At 71.2% G+C, this 19661-nt stretch carries 15 protein-coding genes, 1 tRNA gene and 1 pseudogene; 9 read left to right on the top strand and 8 right to left on the bottom strand.

The genetic code is table 11. From position 1 onward, the window contains the following. The first annotated feature begins 50 nt into the window (after positions 1-50). The gene (locus ACFQW8_RS11390; RefSeq protein ID WP_380087421.1) at positions 51-623 is read left to right on the top strand and encodes a 5-formyltetrahydrofolate cyclo-ligase; all 573 of its coding nucleotides are present in this window, start codon (positions 51-53) and stop codon (positions 621-623) included. A 21-nt stretch (positions 624-644) separates the two neighbouring features. Here the strand turns inward: ACFQW8_RS11390 and ACFQW8_RS11385 are convergent, their stop codons facing one another. Beyond that, entirely contained in the window at positions 645-3296 is a 2652-nt protein-coding gene (locus ACFQW8_RS11385) for a penicillin acylase family protein (RefSeq protein ID WP_380087419.1), read from the bottom strand. Positions 3297-3343: 47 nt separating this feature from the next. Between ACFQW8_RS11385 and ACFQW8_RS11380 the strand changes: the two genes are divergently transcribed. After that, complete coding sequence (locus ACFQW8_RS11380; protein WP_380087416.1) at positions 3344-4921, top strand: potassium/proton antiporter; 1578 nt, start codon at positions 3344-3346, stop codon at positions 4919-4921. 102 nt (positions 4922-5023) lie between these two features. Beyond that, positions 5024-5191, top strand: a pseudogene (locus ACFQW8_RS11375) (FmdB family zinc ribbon protein); the annotation flags it as partial. 14 nt (positions 5192-5205) lie between these two features. Here the strand turns inward: ACFQW8_RS11375 and ACFQW8_RS11370 are convergent. Both ACFQW8_RS11370 and ACFQW8_RS11365 read right to left on the bottom strand, forming a co-directional pair. Beyond that, a complete protein-coding gene (locus ACFQW8_RS11370; protein WP_380088685.1) occupies positions 5206-5379 on the bottom strand; it encodes a hypothetical protein in 174 nt (57 codons plus the stop codon). 42 nt (positions 5380-5421) lie between these two features. Further along, entirely contained in the window at positions 5422-7281 is a 1860-nt protein-coding gene (locus ACFQW8_RS11365) for a DEAD/DEAH box helicase (protein WP_380087414.1), read from the bottom strand. An 85-nt stretch (positions 7282-7366) separates the two neighbouring features. On the opposite strand from ACFQW8_RS11365, the gene ACFQW8_RS11360 reads away from it, so the two are divergent. Together ACFQW8_RS11360 and mscL are read left to right on the top strand one after the other, a co-directional pair. Continuing rightward, entirely contained in the window at positions 7367-8053 is a 687-nt protein-coding gene (locus ACFQW8_RS11360) for an SAF domain-containing protein (protein WP_380087413.1), read from the top strand. 129 nt (positions 8054-8182) lie between these two features. Then, on the top strand, positions 8183-8551 hold the full coding sequence (mscL, locus tag ACFQW8_RS11355) for a large conductance mechanosensitive channel protein MscL (RefSeq protein ID WP_380087411.1): 369 nt from the start codon (positions 8183-8185) through the stop codon (positions 8549-8551). A 9-nt stretch (positions 8552-8560) separates the two neighbouring features. On the opposite strand, the gene ACFQW8_RS11350 is transcribed toward mscL, so the two are convergent. Next, complete coding sequence (locus ACFQW8_RS11350; protein ID WP_380087409.1) at positions 8561-9772, bottom strand: MFS transporter; 1212 nt, start codon at positions 9770-9772, stop codon at positions 8561-8563. 58 nt (positions 9773-9830) lie between these two features. Here ACFQW8_RS11350 and ACFQW8_RS11345 point away from each other — a divergent pair, with 58 nt between their 5' ends. Then, the gene (locus ACFQW8_RS11345) at positions 9831-10793 is read left to right on the top strand and encodes an ArsR/SmtB family transcription factor (protein ID WP_380087407.1); all 963 of its coding nucleotides are present in this window, start codon (positions 9831-9833) and stop codon (positions 10791-10793) included. Positions 10794-10825: 32 nt separating this feature from the next. On the opposite strand, the gene ACFQW8_RS11340 is transcribed toward ACFQW8_RS11345, so the two are convergent. The 3 genes from ACFQW8_RS11340 to ACFQW8_RS11330 all read right to left on the bottom strand — a co-directional run bounded on the left by ACFQW8_RS11340 (position 10826) and on the right by ACFQW8_RS11330 (position 16321). Beyond that, positions 10826-11089, bottom strand: a complete 264-nt coding sequence (locus ACFQW8_RS11340; protein ID WP_380087405.1) for a hypothetical protein — start codon at positions 11087-11089, stop codon at positions 10826-10828. Continuing rightward, a complete protein-coding gene (locus tag ACFQW8_RS11335) occupies positions 11086-14865 on the bottom strand; it encodes an AAA domain-containing protein (protein ID WP_380087404.1) in 3780 nt (1259 codons plus the stop codon). The genes ACFQW8_RS11340 and ACFQW8_RS11335 overlap by 4 nt, the downstream gene beginning before the upstream one ends. A 181-nt stretch (positions 14866-15046) precedes the next feature. Then, positions 15047-16321, bottom strand: coding sequence for an MFS transporter (locus tag ACFQW8_RS11330; protein WP_380087402.1), 1275 nt, complete (start codon positions 16319-16321; stop codon positions 15047-15049). 51 nt (positions 16322-16372) lie between these two features. Here ACFQW8_RS11330 and ACFQW8_RS11325 point away from each other — a divergent pair. Beyond that, positions 16373-16444 (top strand) — tRNA-Arg (locus ACFQW8_RS11325). A 100-nt stretch (positions 16445-16544) separates the two neighbouring features. After that, positions 16545-16907 (top strand): hypothetical protein, encoded by a 363-nt coding sequence (locus tag ACFQW8_RS11320; RefSeq protein ID WP_380087401.1) that lies wholly within the window; start codon positions 16545-16547, stop codon positions 16905-16907. A gap of 24 nt (positions 16908-16931) precedes the next feature. Here the strand turns inward: ACFQW8_RS11320 and ACFQW8_RS11315 are convergent, their stop codons facing one another. Beyond that, complete coding sequence (locus tag ACFQW8_RS11315; RefSeq protein ID WP_380087399.1) at positions 16932-17204, bottom strand: hypothetical protein; 273 nt, start codon at positions 17202-17204, stop codon at positions 16932-16934. 317 nt (positions 17205-17521) lie between these two features. On the opposite strand from ACFQW8_RS11315, the gene ACFQW8_RS11310 reads away from it, so the two are divergent. Continuing rightward, positions 17522-19660: a DEAD/DEAH box helicase gene (locus ACFQW8_RS11310; protein ID WP_380087397.1), complete on the top strand. Its 2139-nt coding sequence runs from the start codon at positions 17522-17524 to the stop codon at positions 19658-19660. The last annotated feature ends 1 nt before the right edge of the window (position 19661 follow it).

Below are 19661 nucleotides of genomic sequence, written 5' to 3'. Positions count from 1 at the left end.
AGGCGAACGCTTCGTGCCCGTGCGGGGCTGCGGGCGGCCAGACTGGTCCGGTGACCGAGGACCGCACGAGCCGCGACAAGGCCGCCCTGCGCCCGACCCTGCTCGCGGCTCGGCGAGAGACCGCGGCGGCGCGTGACCGTGACGCCGACGACCTCGTGCTGTCGGTCCACGTCGTGCGGCTCGCGCACGAGCTCGGCCTCGCCGCCGGTGACGTCGTCGCGGCCTACGAGGCACTGCCCAGCGAACCACCGACTGCGGCGACGGTCACCGCCCTCACCGCACGCGGCATACGCGTCATCGTCCCGATCACGTTGCCGGACAACGACCTCGACTGGTGCGATGCACCCGACGAGCGGCGTATGCCGCTGGGCCCCGACACGATCTCGGCCGCCGGGCTGATCCTCACGCCGGGTCTTGCCGTCGACCTCGTCGGGACCCGGCTGGGTCGGGGTGGTGGAAGCTATGACCGCGCCCTCGCCCGCCGGTCACCTGACACGCACGCGTTCGTCGTCCTCCACCCCGGGGAGCTGCACAGCGCGCGACTCCCCTTCGACACCCACGACGAGCCGGTCGACGGCATGCTCACCGTCGACGGGGTCACCTGGTTCCGGGCCGGCGGATAGGCCCCCCGACGCGCCGTTCGGTCAGTCGGTCTCCGGCACGAGGGCCAGCTCGGCCTCGGTCGCCTCGCGCACGGCCGCCTCCGTGAAGGGCCACGGGTGCTGACGCCCGTCGACCCAGTCCTGCGTCTGGTCGTCGTAGTGCCCGTTGAACGCGTGTCCGCTCGCGCCGGTCTGGTTGATCCACGTCGACCGGTCGAGGGCACCGAGGTCGACGACCATCCGCATCGACGGGGCCCAGTTGGTCTCGTAGCCCTGGCTCGCGTCCCAACCGTTGGCGTTGACGATCGCGGAGCCTCCCGGCATCTTGAAGCCACCGCGGTTGAAGATCGCGCGCACGATGCCGGGCACCGTGTCGCCACCGAGGGCCTGGTGCTTGAGCTCGAGGGTGTGCAAGGCCCCCCAGCGCCAGTCGTCCGGGTCCTTGCCGAGCCGCTTGGTGAGCTCGAGCCGGGCCTCGACCTGGGCCTGGCGGAGGATCTCGTCACGGCTCTCGGTGATGCCTGCCGTCTGGCGGTTGTCCCACCAGGCGCTCCTGGGGTTGCCGAGCATGCGCGTGACCGCCGCCATGTAGCGGCTGCCGCCGTTGGCCCTGAGGTCCTCGGGCACCTCGTCGTCGAAGAGCAGCTTGAGGAGGTTGGCCCAGACTGCGTTGTAGTAGGCCGCTGCCGCGCCGGCCTGGGAGTCGTCCGCAGGAGCGGTGTGGTCCCAGTCCCTCAGCAGGTCCTGGGCCTCACGCGTGAAGGCCACCTCCTGCTCCGAGTCGTCGGCGTCACCCAGTGGCACCGAGAGCAGGGCCTTGACCAGGATCGGGGCGAAGTCGTTGCGCGAGTCCATCTGGATGCCGGCCATCTGCTGCGGCGAGACCTTGCCACCGTCCTTGGTCGCGGTCTCGAGCAGCTCGCGGATGCGTTGTGACCGGTAGCCGTGGTCCCACTGGATCGTGAGGAACGGCGTCGTGCTCGCGGTGACGGCCTGGTTCGCCGCCACGAGGAAGCCTTCGGCGGGATCGAAGGACCAGGGCATGGACTCGAAGGGCACGTCCGCCTTCCAGTCGTAGGCCTCGTCCCACCCCGGAGCTGGCCAGTAGCCGGGAGGGGAGCCGGGGAAGGCGGACACCCTCACCGGCACCTGACCCGGAGCCTGGTAGCCGATGTGGCCGTCGACGTCGGCATAGAGCAGGTTCTGGGCGGGGACGGCGAAGGACCTGGCCGCCTCCCGGAACTCCCCGAAGTCCTGGGCCACGTTCATCTCGAAGATCGCGTCGGCCGTCTTGCTCGGCCGCAGGCCCGTCCAGGCCATCGACACGGCGAAGTCCTGGCTTGACGCCGCCGTGCCCTCGGTCGCCGGCACCGGGGCGCGCTCGCCGGCGTCGTCGAGGTTGCTGATGACGTCGGACATGAGTGGCCCGTGTCGCGTGGAGCGGACGGTGATCGTCACGTCGGCGGCTCCGGCGACCTTGATGACCTCTCGCCGGGTCGTGAGCGGCTCCCACTCCTCCCCACGCAGGACCCGGTCCCCGTCGAGCCTCTCCAGGTAGAAGTCGCTGACGTCAGGGCCGAGGTTGGTGAAGCCCCACGCGATCCTGTCGTTGTGACCGATGACGACGCCGGGGACCCCGGAGAAGGAGAAGCCCGCGACGTCGAGCGGGCACTGCTCCGAGACCTGGCGGCAGTGGAGGCCGACCTGGTACCAGATGCCCGGCTGCCCCGGGCTGAGGTGCGGGTCGTTGGCGAGCAAGGGCTTGCCGGTCGTGGACTTCTGCGACCCGACCACCCACGAGTTCGAGCCGATGCCGTCACCTCGACCGAGGAGCGCCGGGACGGCTGCGAGCGCACGTCCCACTGCCGCATACGCCCGTTGTGCCGACGGGCTGGAGAGCTCGTCAGCGGGGGCCGACGACGCCGGAACAGGCGCGGACAGCGCACCCGGGATCGCAGACGGCTGACCGACCGCGACCCCGCTCGAGCTCCAGTCCTGCGGCGAGAGGATCGGCTTGTTGTCGAGGTCGTAGGGCGGGTAGATCTCGGCGATCTGGGCGGGGCTGACGCGCGTCGAGAGCCGGGCGCGGGCCAGCTCGTCCGAGTAGTCGCCACGCAGGTCCCACGCCATCGCCTTGAGCCACGCGATGGAGTCCGCGGGCGTCCACTCGTCGATGCGATAGTTCGAGACCTGGGTCCCGAGGACGACGTACTCGAGTGAGGTCTGCGACGGTGACCGGCCCCGGAGGTAGGCGTTGACCCCGTCCGCGTAGGCCTGGAGGTAGGTGCGGGTCGACGGCTCCAGCGTCGGCAGCTCCGCCTCGGCGATGCGGCGCCAGCCCATGGTGCGGATCACCTTGTCGGTCTCGAGCCCGGCGTCGCCGACGAGCTCGGAGAGCCGCCCCGACGTGACGTGGCGACGCAGGTCCATCTCGAAGAACCGGTCCTGGGCGTGGACGAAACCCTGGGCCCGGGCGATGTCGGTGACGCTGTCGCCGTAGATCTGCGGGACACCGCGCTCGTCACGCAGGACGTCGACCTTGCCGCTCAGCCCGGCGATGGTGATCTCGCCCTCGGTCTGGGGGAAGGAGCGACGAACGAGCGAGACGCCGACGATCGAGAGGACGAGAGCGGCCACGGCGAGGACACCGACCACGGCCAGGCCCACCCGTCGGGCAACACGGTGTGAAGTCACCCTGCGAGACTAGGACAGTCAGGCGAGACGACGAGCAAGGACGGGCCGTGATCGACACCCTGGGCATGCCGCGCGCGCTCAGCGGTGCGCGAGACACGTTGGTGGCGGCCGAGTCCGGTGAGCTGCACGCACTTTCGGTGGCACTGCTCATCGGCGCCGCGGTCCTTATCACGGCCATCGCCGCGGTGCGCCTCTCGACGCGGTCCGGCCTGCCCTCGCTCCTCATCTATCTCGGGATCGGCCTCGCGCTGGGCAACCGCGGGCTGGGCATCGACTTCTCCGACACCGAGCTGACCCAGGTCCTCGGCTATGCCGCCCTCGTCCTCATCCTCACCGAGGGTGGTGTCACGACGAAGTGGGGCTCCATCAAGGGTGCGCTCGCCCCCGCGGCGGCGCTGGCCACCGTCGGCGTCGTCGTGTCGATCGGCGTCGTCGCGGTGGCCGCCCGCTTCGTGCTGGACATGCCGTGGAACGCCGCCCTCCTCGTCGGCGCCATCCTCGCGTCGACCGATGCCGCAGCCGTCTTCGCCGTGCTGCGCAGGGTGCCGCTCCCGCGCCGGATCAGCGGCATGCTCGAGGCCGAGTCGGGCTTCAACGACGCCCCCGTCGTCATCCTCGTCACGGCGCTGGCCGCCCAGACCGCCGCCACCGGCGGCATCTCGTGGGGTCCCCTCGCCGTCACGGTCGTCCTCGAGCTCGTCGTCGGCTCGGCCGTGGGCCTGGCGGTGGGGTGGCTCGGTGGCCGGCTGATGGCCAAGGTGGCCGGTGGGTCGTCCGCGCTCTTCGCCATCGGGGTCGTCACCATCTCGGTGCTGGCCTATGCCGCCGCCGACGTCATCCACGCGTCCGGGTTCATCGCCTGCTACCTCGCGTCCCTCGTCCTCGGCAACATGGGCCTGCCCCACCGCGCGTCCGTCCTCGGCTTCTCGACCGCACTCGGGTGGCTCGCCCAGATCGGGCTGTTCGTCCTGCTCGGGCTGCTCGCGGACCCCGCGGGCTTCCCGTCGGTGCTGGTTCCCGCCGTCGTGCTCGGACTCGTCCTCCTCCTGGTCGCTCGACCCCTGTCGGTGATCGTGGCGTGCACACCGTTCGGCCTGGGCTGGCGGTCGCAGGCGTTCCTCTCGTGGGCGGGCCTGCGCGGCGCCGTGCCGGTCGTGCTGGCGACGGTCCCCCTGACCCTGGGCACCGAGGGCGTGGAGTGGATCTTCAACCTCGTCTTCGTCCTCGTCGTCATCTTCACGCTCGTGCAGGCCCCGACCCTGCCGTGGGTCGCGCACCGGCTCGGGCTCGACAGGTCGCACCACTCCGTCGACCTCACGCTCGAGACGACGGCGTTCGACGACATCGGCGCGCACCTCATGGAGGTGACGGTCGGGCCGACGTCGCGCATCGCGGGGGTCCAGATCTATGAGCTGCGACTTCCGCCCGGCGCCAACGTCGCCCTGGTTGTCCGCGAGGGCGTCTCCTTCGTCCCCAAGGAGACGACGCCGTTGCGCCGGGGCGACCAGCTCCTCATCGTCACGCCCGCCGCAGTGCGCGCGAGTGTCGAGAAGCGTCTGTATGCGGTGAGCCGCGGCGGCCGCCTCGCCGGCTGGTCCACCCCCGGGACCCCGCCCACCTCCTGACCGGTCTGCGGACACAAGACGCACGGCAGGTATGCCGCACGGCTCGGCCAGTGGGCGGCATACCGGAGCATCCCTCGACGTTCCGTATCCTTGGAAACGCTCATGCCGCAGTGCCCAGGAGGGAACCCCGTGCCCACGTACGCCTATGCGTGTCGCGAATGCGACCACCGTTTCGAGGTCGTGCAGTCGTTCAGCGACGACTCGCTGTCGATCTGCCCCGAGTGCGACGGGTCTCTCCGCAAGGTCTTCAACTCCGTCGGAGTCGTCTTCAAGGGCGGCGGGTTCTATCGCAACGACTCGCGCGCGGCCGCCACGAGCAGCACGCCCGCGGCGTCGACGGGCGGCTCGTCCGACTCGGGCACGAGCAGCTCCTCGTCCTCCACCTCGGACTCATCCAGCTCGTCGAAGCTCTCGAGCTCCGGCGGCTCGTCGGACTCGAAGGCGTCGTCCTCGTCCAAGGCGTCCGCCTGACCCCTCGCGGTCGAGGGGCCTGGCCGCGGTCAGCTGCGGGGGCCCTTGCGGTGCGGCTTCTTGTCCGGACGCCCGCCACGCTCCTGTGACTCGCTCAGCTCGATGAGCTGACCGGAGATCCGGGTCGTGCGCAGCTTGTCCCACGTGCCCGAGGGCAGCGTCGCGGGCAGCTCGACGAGCGAGTGGTCGGCGCGGATGTCGATGTGGCCGAAGTCCTGCCGGCCGAGTCCGCCCTCGTTGGCGAGCGCGCCGACGATCTGGCGTGGCTCGACCTTGTGGCGGCGCCCGACGGCGATCTTGTAGGTCGCCATCGGGACGTTCGCCCCCCGCCTCGCCGGACGCTCGTCGCCCCCACCCCTCCCCGGGCGGCCGCCACCACGGTCGTCGCGGCGCGGGCCACGGTCCTCGAAGTCGCGCTCACGTCGCGGCGGGCGGACCGGGTCAGGACCGAGCAGCATCGGCTCGTCACCCTGGAGCACGATCGCCAGCGCGGCGGCGACATCGGCCTCGGGCACGTCGTGGTTGCGCACGTAGTGGGCGATGACGTCACGGAAGGTGCTGAGCTCGCTCGACGCGAGGGCCGAGGTGATGCGGTCGTCGAAACGACCCAGGCGGGTGGCGTTGATGTCCTCGACGCTGGGCAGCTGCATCTCGGTCAGGGTCGTCTTGGTGGCCTTCTCGATCGCCTTGAGGAGGTAGCGCTCCCGAGGGGTGACGAACGAGATCGCGTCGCCCGAGCGCCCGGCACGCCCGGTGCGACCGATGCGGTGGACGTAGGACTCGGTGTCGGTGGGGATGTCGTAGTTGACGACGTGGCTGATCCGCTCGACGTCGAGACCGCGCGCGGCGACATCGGTGGCCACGAGGATGTCGAGCTTGCCGGACTTCAGCTGGGCGACGGTGCGCTCACGCTGCGCCTGGGCGATGTCGCCGTTGATGGCCGTGGCCGAGAAGCCACGCGCCCGTAGCTTCTCGGCGAGCATCTCGGTCTCGTTCTTGGTGCGGACGAAGACGATCATCCCCTCGAAGTTCTCGACCTCGAGGATCCGGGTGAGGGCGTCGATCTTCTGCGGGTAGGAGCAGAAGAGGTAGCGCTGGGTGATGTTGGGCGCCGTCTCCGTCGTGCGCTCGACGGTAATCTCGAGGGCGTCGGTGAGGTACTTCTTGGAGATCCGTCGGATCTGCGAGGGCATGGTCGCCGAGAACAGGGCGACGTGCTTCTCCGCCGGGGTGTCCGCGAGGATCGTCTCGACGTCCTCGGCGAAGCCCATCTTGAGCATCTCGTCGGCCTCGTCGAGGACGAGGAAGCGCAGCTCCGACAGGTCGAGCGTGCCCTTCTCGAGGTGGTCCATGATGCGGCCGGGGGTGCCGACGACGATGTGGACGCCGCGGCGCAACGCGCTCAGCTGCACGCCGTAGGCCTGGCCGCCGTAGACGGGCAGCACGTGGACGCCGGGCATCCGCGAGGCGTACTTCTCGAAGGCCTCGCAGACCTGGAGGGCGAGCTCGCGGGTCGGCGCGAGGACGAGGGCCTGGGGTGACTTCTGCTTGAGGTCGAGGCGGCTGAGGATGGGCAGCGCGAAGGCCGCCGTCTTGCCGGTGCCGGTCTGCGCCAGACCGACCACGTGGCGCCCTTCGAGCAGCGCCGGGATCGTCGCGGCCTGGATCGGGGACGGTGTCTCGTAGCCCACGTCCTTGAGCGCCCTGACGACTCTTTCGTCGAGGCCGAGGTCGGCGAAGGTGCTCTGCTCGGGCTCTTCGGGGGTCACGCTGTTGTCGCTCACGACTCGACGGTACTGGCGCGCACCCCGCGACAGCGAATGACGTGCTTGCGCAGCGGGCTCTGCCGGACGGCATACCGGCCCTTCGTATGCAGTGTCGCCCGTCATCCACAGGGTCACCTTCACCGGGTACGTCGTCCACAGACTCGTTCCGAGCCCGCCTTGACCGACCCGCCCGACCTAGCGTCGAGGGATGCCACGCCTCCGCCTCCCCTCGCCGTCCCGCCCGGAGCTCCTCGGTCCGTCCCGGCGCGCCCGCTGGCGCCGGTGGGCCCTGCGCCGGACGGTTGCCGTGGCCTGTGCGGTGGCCGCCCTGCTCGCCCTCGTCGGCATCGTCCGTCCGCCCTCTCCTGCCACGACCACCGTGCTCGTGGCGGCGCGTGCCCTCCCTGCGGGGACCGTCCTGACCGCGTCGGACGTGCGGTCCGCCGACCTCGAGTCGCGGCCGCGGGCGGTGGGTGCCGTCGGGGCGGTGGCCGACCCGGACGAGCTCGTGGGGCGTCGCCTTGCCTCGAGGGTGCAGGTCGGCGAAGTGCTCACGGTGGGCCGGCTCGTCCCGCAGACACCGGCTGACGGGCTGCCGACGGACCATGTCGCGGCCCACGTCCTGCTCGCCGACGAGCGCTCGCTCGACCTCGTCTCGGCCGGTCAACGGGTGACGTTGTTCGCCGACACCGGGGGCTCGGCAGTCGCGCGCGACGTACTGGTCCTCGGCGTCGACACGCCCGACGACGGCGGACTTCCCACATCGTTGCCGGGCTCCCACGTCTCCCCTCGAGGTCTCGTCATCGCGCTGTCACCGACCGCCTTGGACCAGGTCTTCGCTGGTCAACGACCGGACGGGGGGCCACCGCGGGTGCTGGCCGTGGTGACCGGTTGACCCGAGCCGTAGCCCTGCGACGACGCGTCCGGCGCTCGTCTCGCTCGGGCCTTCGGTGACTTGTACTGTGGTCGCGCTTCGGCGAATTCCCGTCGCGCAGCGTGTTGATCGAACGGAAGGACAGAAACCATGAAGGGCTTCAAGGACTTCGTGCTCAGGGGCAACGTCGTCGAGCTGGCTGTCGCAGTGGTCATCGCCACGGCCTTCGGCGCGGTCGTCAAGGCCATGGTCGACGTCATCATGTCGATCGTGGGCAAGGTCGGCAACCAGCCCAAGTTCGACGAGTGGCGGCCGGCTGGCATCCCGCTCGGCGCGTTCATCACCGCGCTCGTCGCGTTCCTCATCCTGGCCGCCGTCGTCTACTTCTTCATCGTCAAGCCCTACACGCTCGCCAAGGAGCGTCTGTTCCCCGCGGAGCCCGAGGCCGAGACGATCGACCCGAACACCGAGCTGCTCAAGGAGATCCGCGACAGCCTGCGCGCCCGTCCCAACCTCTGAGCTGACGGCTCAGCCCTTCCGGGGATCCGCGCGACCGAAGCCGGGCATGGGCTTGGCCGATCGCCGGAGGGCGGGCGCGAGTGCGGCGGTGATGAGCAAGGACAGGACGGCCATCACCGCCATGGCCCAGCCCGCGGCGCGCGGACCCTCCAGCAGCTGGGCGGTGCCGCCGGCGAGGACGGCGCCCACGCCCTGACCGGCCATCAACCCGGTGCTGGACAGGCCGAACGCCTGACCGCGGACGTCCTGTCGGGTGTGCCAGACGAGGCGCTCCTGCATGGGCAACGAGGCCGGGTAGGCGAGCGCCGAGACCGTTACCAGCACGACCACGACGGGCATCGGCAGCGACAGGGGGAAGACGAGGAACGGCAGGGCGAGCACGACCCGCAGCGGCACGATGAGCCGGTCGCGCAGCTCCTCCGACAGGAAGCGTCCGATCACGACGTCGCCGCTCAGCATGCCGACGGCGCCGGCAGCGAAGAGGTAGCCGGCGTCCTCACCGGCATAGGGGATGAACAACGCCTCGCACCCCACGATGAGACCGTTGGGGACCCACATCATCAGGAAGAGGGGGAGGACGATCGGCGACCGCAGCAGCTCCCGGTTGACGCGACGGCTGCGTTCGACGACCTTGCCGGTGGCGCGCGGTGGGTGCTCACCGATCCCGAGCCGGACGACGGCACCCGCCACCACCCCGGTGACGGCGGCGATGCCGAACAACCAGGACGGCGACAACGCAGCGAGGACAAGGGCACCCACCCCGTAGCCGATGACCTGCATGCCGCCCACAGTGATGTTCATCGTGGCCCGGGCCAGGACGAATGCCTCCTGGGGCACGATGTCCGACAGCAGCGAGACGACCGTGCCGGACGTCGCCGCCAGAGTGACGTATCCAGCGGCGAGGATGACGAACCGCATCTCCCAGGTCAGGCCGGGCAGCAGCTGCAGCGCGGCGGTGGTCGTGGTGACCCCGGCGGTGAGGGTCATCGCCGTTCGCGGACGCAGCAGGTCCGATGCGGCCAGCAGGTAGCGCGCGGTGACCAGCTGCACGAGCGGACCACCGAAGAGTGACAGGGCCGTCAGCAGCGGCGACCCGGTCTCGTCGTACATGACGGTCCCGAGCGCGAGACTGGACACGACCACGCCGACCATGGCGAACAGCCGGGACACGAAGAGCACCCGGAACTCTCGGATGCCGAAGATCTCGCGGTAGGTCGTCACGGACGTACTCTGGCGCCGACCGTGACAGCAAGGCCATCTCTTCGCGTGGAGGCGAAACATGGGGACGTGGCAGGTGCCGGCATCCGTGCTGGCAAGAGCTCGTTTCGACATCTCACCCATGGCCGAGGTCGTCGGTGCCCTGGGCCACCTCGCCGGCAGCCGTGGCCGGTTTCGTGGTGACCGGGCCTTCGTCGCAGCACACGGCGAGGCGTTCGGTCGGATGCTGGCCGACCACCCGGGCCGCGCAGCCGTGGCGGCGCACCATTCCCGCCGTGGCTGGCTCGCCGACTTCCTGACGTTGCCGTCCGACCTCCCCTCGCCGGCGTTCGCCCACGAGCTCTCCCTCGTCCGAGCACTGGGAGACAGGCGGGTTCGTGCTGACCTGCGGAAGTCGTCGCCGAGCACCCTGCCGAGGGTCCTCATGCGGCCCGGGGTGTCGACCCACGCAACCGAACTCCTGGAATGGCTCTGGACGCACACCATCGCGAGCGACTGGCCGCGGCGCGAGCGCATCCTGCGGGCCGACATCGTGGCTCGCACGTCGCGCCTTGCCTCCCACGGGTGGGAGGGCGTGCTGCGGGACCTGGGCCGCGACCGCGAGTGGCTCGAGGGCGACGAGCTTCGGATCAACCGCGCCGACCATCCGACCCGGCGACTGGACGCCGACGCCCAGCTGACCTTCATCCCTGTGGGGTGGGATGGCAGCTGGGTCGGCTGGGCCCTTCCGGACAGGTACGCCATCTACTACCCCATGACCGGCGCACTCGCTCCCCCTGCCGGTGAGACACCCGACGGACTGGCCCGGCTCGTCGGCCCGAACCGGGCCCACATCCTGCGTGAGCTGGGCGACCCGGCGAGCACGACGGCCCTCGCCGCCCGAACGCGCCTGCCGATGGGGGCCGTGGGCAACCACCTCAAGGTGCTCCTCGACAGTGGGCTCGTGCTGCGCCGGCGATCCGGTCGCGAGGTCCTCTACTGGCGCACCGCCCTCGGCGACGCCCTCACCGCCGCCGGAAGGTGACGGGCCGGTCCTGTCGCGGCGCCGGGAGGGGCTCAGTCCCAGTGGGGCGGACGGTTCTCGCGCAACCACCGTGCGGACGCGTCGCCGTCGCCGGCCTCTCCCCAGCCCTCGTCCGTGTCGTCCTTGGTCTGGTCGACCTTCTTGGCGGTATGCCGTCCGCTCACCGACGCGTCCTCCTCTCGTGCTCGCCGGCCCGGCTCGCTCGGCTGGTCGACCAGCGGACGAGCAGAGGTCAGCCCCGCGTCGGAGCCGACCCGGCGGGGAGCGCTCGACGAGCGACGGGAGCGACGCGTCATGACCCGCCGCGCTCTGCGAGGTCCCGGATCCGGGCGACGTCGCGCGCCGGGTCGCGGAAGGCGTCGCGGGTCCAGACCCGCACGTGGCTCCAGCCCAGACGGCCGAGGTGCTCGGCACGCAGACGGTCACGGTCGCGCGCACTGGACATCGCGGCATACGCCGGCCCGTCGGACTCGACGGCCACGGCCAGCCGGCCGCGGTGGTTCGGGTCCTCCACGGCGAGGTCGATGGGGTCGGCCGAGGACCCGTAGCGCTCGTGGACGGTGAGCCCACCGGCCCGCAGTCGTCGGGCGAACTCGGCCATGACGACCGACGGTGCGGTCAGGTCGGAGCTGTCCCCCGCGACCGGCTCGGTGGCGCTGTCGACCGGGTCCGATGATGCAGCAGCGCCTGGGTGGGCGGCATCGGCCGCGTGCGCGAGGAAGTCGCGCAGCATGACGGCTCCCCTGGCCTTGAGCCGCTGGGGGTCGAGCTCGTCGGCGCTGATCGACGACACGACCGTCATGCGCTTCTTGGCCCGGGTGATGGCGACGTTGAGCCGCCGCTCCCCGCCCTCGACGTTGAGTGGGCCGAAACGGTGCAGCACCCGCCCGTGCGGGGTCTTGCCGTAGCCGACGGAGAGGATGATGGCGTCCCGCTCGTCGCCCTGGACGCGCTCGAGGTTCTTGATGAAGAAGCGCTCGTGGAGGTCCTCCTTGAAGAAGGCCGCCGCCTGCGGCTCGAGGCCGAGCAGGGCCCGGCGCACGGCGTCGTCGAGTCGCTGGGTGTGCGCCAGCCCGAGGGCGATGACCCCGAGGCTCTCGCCCGGCCGGTCCCGAGCGTGCTCGATGACGAGGTCGACGACTCGCTCGACCTCGGCCTGGGTGGTCTCGACGCTGCCCGCCCCCTCGGTGACGACTCCCGCCCCGTCGACGAGCTCGTGACGCAGCACCGGGGCCGAGCCGGCACCCGGGAAGGTGACGAGCGACCCGTCATAGACGTGCTCGTTGGCGAAGGAGATGAGCCGCTCGTCCTGCGAGCGGTAGTGCCAGGACAGACGGCGGCTCGGCAGGGTCGCGGCCATGACGTCGAGGACCGACTCGACACCCTCGGTGAGTGAGTCGTCCGGTGAGGCGTCGCCCGCATCCGTGACGGTCGTGAAGAAGGACGTCGGAGGCAGCTGCTTGGCGTCCCCCGCGAGGACGACCTGACGGGCCCGCGAGATCGCCGACACGGCCTCGGCCGGTGGGATCTGCGAGGCCTCGTCGAAGACGACGACGTCGAACCACACACCGGGAGGCAGCACGGACGCGACGACGAGCGGGCTCATCACCCAGCACGGCCGCACGGCGGTGAGCAGCTCACCCGTGGCCGGCAGCAGGTCACGCAGTGCCCGGTGACGGCGTGACTTCGCGCCCTCGGCGCGGATGAGGCTCTCATGCTCCGGCGCGTCCGCGAGGACCCGGTCGACGTTGGCGCGCACGGCGGCCCGGACCCGACTGGCGTTGTGTCGCAGCACCTCTCGGTCGGCCGCAGCGAACTCGCCGACGGTCCGGCGCAGGTCGTCGCCGTCGTGGGCTCCGACCCGGGCGTCACGCAGGGAGATGTCGTCGAGCACCGAGCTCCACCACACGAACTCGGCCTCGCCCGCGACCCTGTCGGCACTCACACCACGGGTCGAGAGGTCATCGAGTAGCCCTCCGAGCCCGGCGGCGCGCAGGGACTCGGTCGGGCCGATGACCGACGGCACGACGGCCAGCCGGTCGGGGGCCTGCGCGAGCGACTCCAGGCGCGCGCTGAGCTCGGCCCGTGGCACGTCCACGAGGCTCGGAGCACCGTCCGTGGCCGGCACGCGCTCGTCGAGCCAGGCCAGGTCCGCTGCCAGAGCGGCATACGCGTCCATCGCCCGGTCGAGGTCCGCCGGCATCTCCGGACGCCCACCGGCTCCGGCCATCTCGCGCCAGGCGCTGCGCTGCTCGTTCGCCGCGACGAGCGCCGCATGGAGGTCCGCGGGCGGCCGTCCCGGGCGCACGTAGCGACGCACCTGGCGCCTGAGGCTGCGCCGCTCCCACCAGCCGAGGTCGGCATCGACCGACGACCGGTACTCCGGGGAACCGGTGGCCGCGACGAAGTCGCCGAGCGGGACGTCGAAGATCTCGGGCCGGAACGTCTCGAGGGTGTCGCGCACCTCGGCGACGGTGTCGAGGATGCGCCCCCAGTCGCGCACGGTCCGTGCGGTGGGCAGGCTCAGCCCCGTGAAGACCTCCGCGAGGATGGCCCCGACGCTCGAGATGCCGTCACCGGACCAGCGCTCGACAAGCTCGCGCGCGCGCACTGCGTCGTCCGGGGTGCGGACCGTGGCGCCGAACCAGGGGTCGGCGGCGTGGTCGGTACGCCAGGCACCGAGGGACGCGATCCGGGTGAGCTCGCGGGTGAGCACCTCGTAGCGGTCGCGGGGCAGGGACTGCAGGGCCTCACCGCGGATGCGCACGCGCGAGTGCGGCGGGTGCTCACTCCCGCCGAGCGCGCTGATCGCCTCCTGCACGTCGTGGACGGAGACGCCCCACGGGTGGCGCGGCTCGTGCATGGCGTCGCGGTGCTCGCGCAGCGTGGATGCGGCGGCACGCAGCCGGTCGACGTCACGGCCGGGCGGGTCGGCGGGCCGCTTCGTGTGACCGGGGAGCGACTCCGCGAGCTCGGCAGCGATGCGTCGGCGGCCCCGGGCGCCGTCGTGGAGGTCGAGGACGAGGTCGCCGAGACCGACCCGGTCGAGCCGGCCCACGACGGCGTCGATGGCAGCCCGCTTCTCGGCGACGAAGAGCACGCGTCTGCCGTCCGCCGCGAGGGCCGCGACGAGGTTGGCGATGGTCTGGGACTTGCCCGTGCCGGGCGGGCCATGGATGACGAGGTGCGCGCCGGAGCGAGCCGCCTCGATGGCCTCCTGCTGGGACGAGTCGGCGTCGAGGACGAGCAGGCCCCGGGCGGGGTCGGGGACGCTGTCGACCGGGCGGCTCGGCAGCTCGTGGCGCACGGACCGCATCGCCGTGGGATCGCCGGCCATGGCCGCGATGACGTCGTGGTCCGCGAGCGCGTCGCCCTGGGTCGCGAGGTCGGCGACCATCGGCAGCTTGGCGTAGGAGAAGGTGCCCAGCACGATCCGTGGCGAGACCTCGAAGTCCGGCACGTCCGCGCAGGCCTGGGTGAGTGCGGCATACGCGGGATAGGGGTCGAAGCCACCGGCGGTGTGCGTCAGGGCCTCGAACCGTTCGGGGTCGATCGTCAGTCCCTGCTCGGACGAGAGGTAGTGCTCGAGCACCGGGTTGAGCTCGATCTCGTCGCCGAGGTCGAGCTCGTAGTCGTCGTGCTGCGGAGTCGTCGGCCGCAGCGTGCAGCTCCGCAGGAACACGGGCGCGGCAGGTCGCCGGGTCGTCGCCGCCTTGCCGCGACCGAGGCTCCACGTGGCCATCCCCACGGCGACGAACCCGGTGTCGATGCCGCGTTCCTCGCGCAGCTCGCGGCTCTTGGCGGCGATGGTGCGGGCCCGCCGCCTGGCCTCGCCGAACGCCACCGGCTCACGGACGAGATCGGACAGTCGGGTCGGCCGGCCGGCAAGGAGCATGGAGACCCCGCCAGGGTGCGCAGTGGTGAGGTCGAGGGTGCCGGTGGGCAGGTCGCGATACCAGAGCAGGGTGTTGCGACCCCCGAGGTCGACGAGGTGCCTCGTCCATCCCGCCACGGCGTGGCGGACTCGCTCGGTCCGCGAGTCGATCTCTGACTGCGGTCCGATGTCACTCACCGCTGCAGGCTAACAACGACCGCTGGTATGCCGTGCCGCGCTCGCGCTGGCATCTCACGTCCCGACCGGGAACCGTCCCGACGGCCGCTGTGCACTGCTGCGCCACAGCGCAGCAGTGCACAGCGCGCGGCGGACGGCGGACGGCGCACGGCGCACGGCGCACGGCGCACGGCGCACGGAGCTACTGCGAGGGATCCGCGCGGCCGCGCAGCACGACGGCCGCGACGCCGATGGCCAGGGCGATGACGAGACAGGCGAGGGCGAGGACGTGGAAGCTCGCCCGGTCGACGACGACTCCGGCCAGGGCCCCGCCCAGTCCGGCCGACAGCCCCATGACGAGGTCGCTGGCGCCCTGCGCCCCCGGACGCTCGGCGACCGGCAGCGCTCCAGTGAGCAGCGTCGAGCCGGACACCAGGGTGCAGGACCAGCCCAGCCCGAGGAGGAACAGGGCGATGAGCAGCCCTGTCGAGTGGCCCATCGGCGCCGTCGATGCCAGCAGGGTGGCCGCAGCGAGGATGCCGGACCCGACCATGGCGACCACTCGCCCACCGAGCCGGTCGACCGCCATGCCCGTGAGCGGCGAGAAGGCGAACATCCCGAGGATGTGGACGCTGATGACGAAGCCGATGACCGTGAGGTCGGCATGCCCGTGCCGCATGTGCAGCGGCGTCATGACCATGACGCTGACCATCGTCATGTGCCCGAGGGCCAACGTGATGAGCCCGAGCAGGGCCTGGGGTCGAGCGACGATGACCCGCAGGCCGCGGCCGATGGAGCCGTGGGTCCGCTGGGACGCGCTGGGGTCGGCGTCGGTGACGCGCTTGCGAGCCTCGATCAGCGGGTCGGGGCGGAGCCGCCACGTCAGCACGACGATGGCGAGCACCAGGCCGACGAGGGAGAAGACGAAGGGGCCCGTGAGCCGCGGGATGCCCAGCACCCGTGACACGCTCTCGCTCGACCCGACGAGGTTGGGGCCGAGCACGCTCCCGATCGTCGTCGCCCACACGACGAGACTGAGGTCCCGCCCACGGTGGGCCGGGTCGGCAAGGTCGGCCGCGGCATACCTCGCCTGGTTGTTCGACGCCGTGGACCCGCCGAAGAGCAGGCTCGCCACGAGCAGGAGCGTGAAGCTTCCGACGATGCCGGAGGCGATGAGTCCGAGGGCGCCCACGAACGAGAGCGCGTAGCCCAGGACGAGTCCCGGCCGCCTCCCCCGGGCGGCGCTGAGGCGGGCCATGGGGATGGCGATCAGGGCCGAGCCGATGACCTGGAAGGTCGACCCCAGCCCGGCATAGGTCGGCGATCCCGAGACGTCCTCGGCCAGCAGGGCACCGACCGCTACGCCGCTGGCGAGCGAGACACCACCGAGGATCTGCGACATCGAGAGGGTGGCGACGGTGCGGCGCTGCACCGGGTCGCGATGCGTGGTCGTCTCGGTGTGGTCCGGTGCGGTCACGCGCCGAGTATGCCGTGATCTAGTCTGGTTCGCGGCCTCCGGGCCCTTCCCGCCCTCGTAGCTCAGGGGAAGAGCACTTCTCTCCTAAAGAAGGTGTCGCGTGTTCGAATCACGCCGAGGGCACCCGTACCTGAATTGCCCAGACGTGTACGACGACGACACAGCCGAATCCGCCCGGAGGCCGGGGCTGGTCAAGCGCCGTCGCTGGTGCCACGCTGGCGTCATGCCCCGCGCACAGGCTTCGACAGCACGAGAGGCCGAGCACGATGCGGAGCTCTGCTGCGCCGTCGCCGTGGCATGCAGCCTGGCCTTCCTCGTGTTCGTCGCCCTGCCGGTGCACGCGGACGCGCTCGAGATCCCCGTTGCGCTCGAAGGCCTGTGGCCTGTCGGGTTGCTCGTGGGCGCGTTCCTCGGCCCGGTGGCCGCTGCTCTCGCGGCATTCGCGAGCGCATCGGTGCTGTGGGGTCACGGACCTCGGCTGACGCAGCGAGCCAGGCGCCTGCACTGCAGCACGATCATGGTGTCCACTGTGCTGCTCGTGGCGTATGTCGCGAGCTCGAGCGCCCTGCGTACCTGGTTGGACTAGCGCGTCCTCACGTGACGCACGCCCTCACCGCGCCGGGTTGGCCTTCGCCCAGGCCACGATCTCGTCCGGTGTGTTGATGGCCGTGCCGTCATCGAGCACCAGGACGGGCACGAAGAACGAGCCGGTCAGCGCGTGGACCTCGCGACGCACCTTGCGCTGCAGGAACTTCGGCAGGTGCTCCTGGCCACGGGCCTTGATGATCTCAGGGGCATGACCGGCGTCGACCAGCGCCTGGTGCGCCTTGTGGCAGTCATGGTGGTCGCTACCGCCGGTGCCCCAGCAGATGTAGAGCCTCATCGCGCCGCCTCCTGATCGTCACGGTTGCGGCACCGAACCTACTCGCGGTCGTCGTTCTCCGGGATAGTCCTTCAGGGCTACGCCTCCGGGCCGCACCGGCGAAGTGCCCGTTTCCGCGCCGCAGCACGTAGTCTTGACCTGCGTCCCGCCGTTCGGCGAGGACGCGCCGCGACACCGGGGCCAAGGATCGACCCCGGCACGCATGCACGTTGGCCGCAGTCGCCGTCCTCTCGGCATGGCCGCGTTGCCTCACGCCCGGTGGACCCGGCGCCGACTTCGGCGCACCCCACCCTGTCCGACTCAGGAGAAGGAACCGCTTGGCACAGCGAGCTCCCCGCCGCGCTGGCGCGCAGCGCACTACGACGCGCGACCAGCGGCGCCCCCGCGCCCGTGACGCCGAGGGCATCATCCCCGTCCTGGCCAAGACCATCCGGCAGGTCGAAGCCGCAGCGCGCGGTGGCAAGGTCAAGCCGAGCGGTCGCACGGCATACCAGGTCGTCGCCCTGCTCATGCGGGAGGAACGCGCCCGGGTCAAGGCAGACACCGCCATCTCGGAGGCCCAGCGGACCGGCGCACTCACCCGGCTCGACGGCATCGCCACGATCCTCGCCAAGATGGCGGCTCGCGACACCTCGCTGCTGGCGCTGCTGGCAGACGGCGCCGACGTGTCCTACGCGGCCAAGAGCCTCAAGAACGACCTTCTCAGAGCCAGCGGGCAGGAGCCCGAGCCGGAGCCCGAGCCCGAACCGCCGGCCGCTGCCGACTTCAGCTCCCCCGCCCCGCGCCGGGTCGTCCCGCAGACCGTCATCGCCCGCCAGCTCGCGAACCCCTTCCTCGCGCCGGACTTCTCGTCCGTCCCGACCCGTCGTCCGACCACGAACCGGCTCGGTGACTGGGAGCTGCTCAACCCGCTGTTCCGCGCGTTCGAGTACGGCGGCGACGCCACGTGCATGCCGTTGCCCGAGCCGGCTGCCGTCGTGCACGGCATCAAGGACCTCGAGCTCATGCACCACCAGGCCCAGGTCGTGGCGGCCGCTGCGGCAGGCCACCGCACCTTCCTCCTCGCCGACGAACCCGGTCTCGGCAAGACCGCGCAGGCGCTGCTCGCCGCTGACGCCGCGAACGCCTTCCCGCTGCTCGTCGTCGTCCCCAACGTCGTCAAGGCCAACTGGGCGCACGAGGCCGCGCTGTGGACCCCACGCCGGGCGGCCACCGTCATCCATGGCGACGGGGAGTCCATCGACGGCTTCGCCGACATCGTCATCGTCAACTACGAGATCCTCGACCGGCACGTGGGCTGGCTCGGGAACCACGGCTTCCGCGGCATGGTCGTCGACGAGGCGCACTTCATCAAGAACAAGTCGTCGCAGCGCTCGCAGCACGTCCTCGAGGTGTCCGAACGCATCCGGGCGCGCACGAGCAACGCGTTGTTCATGGCCCTCACCGGCACGCCGCTGATCAACGACATCGAGGACTTCAGGGCGATCTGGCAGTTCCTGGGGTGGATCGAGGCCAAGAAGCCCAGGCACGAGCTCATGGCCGCCCTCGAGGAGACCGGCCTGACGCCCGCCGACCCCGGTTTCTACGCCGCCGCGCGCACCAGCGTCATCGACCTCGGCATCGTGCGACGCCGCAAGGTCGACGTCGCCTCCGACATCCCGGCCCGTCGCGTCGCCGACCTGCCGGTGGAGCTCGACGACGAGGCCAGCCGCTCGATCCGCGCCGCGGAGCAGGAGCTCACCCGTCGCCTGGTCGCCCGCTACGAGTCGACCCTGGCCGCCCGCAAGACCGCCCCCGAGGTCGAGGGCATCGACCACGACCTCGTCCGTCGGGTCGCCGAGTGGGAGCGCAAGAACGCCGGGTCGGCCAAGACCGGCGACAACGTGTTCACGGTGATGCGCAAGATCGGGCAGGCCAAGGCCGGCCTGGCTGCTGACTACGCCGCCCAGCTCGCCCGGAGCGTCGGCAAGGTGGTCCTGTTCGCCAAGCACGTCGACGTCATGGACACGGCCGAGCAGACCTTCGCCAAGCGGGGCGTCGGCTACGCGTCGATCCGCGGCGACCAGACGCCCAAGGTGCGCAAGGCCAACATCGAGGCGTTCCTCACCGACCCGGACATCGCCGTCGTCGTGTGCTCGCTCACCGCGGCCGGGGTGGGACTCAACCTCCAGGTCGCCTCGAATGTCGTGCTGGCCGAGCTGTCCTGGACGTCGGCGGAGCAGACGCAGGCCATCGACCGAGTGCACCGCATCGGCCAGACCGAGCCGGTCACTGCGTGGCGGATCATCGCCGCCCAGACGATCGACTCGCGCCTCGCTCAGCTCATCGACGACAAGGCCGGGCTCGCGGCCCGCGCCCTGGACGGTTCGGACGAGGAGATCGGCTCCTCGGCCGACGTGCAGCTCGAGGCGCTCATGTCGATGCTGACCGAGGCGTTGCAGGCCGCCGAGCGCTGAT

It is taken from the genome of Knoellia altitudinis, from assembly GCF_042666355.1.
Lineage (GTDB): Bacteria > Actinomycetota > Actinomycetes > Actinomycetales > Dermatophilaceae > Knoellia > Knoellia altitudinis.
The sequence above is the reverse complement of the archived record's forward strand: the minus strand, read 5'-3'. Positions and strand labels throughout refer to the sequence as shown.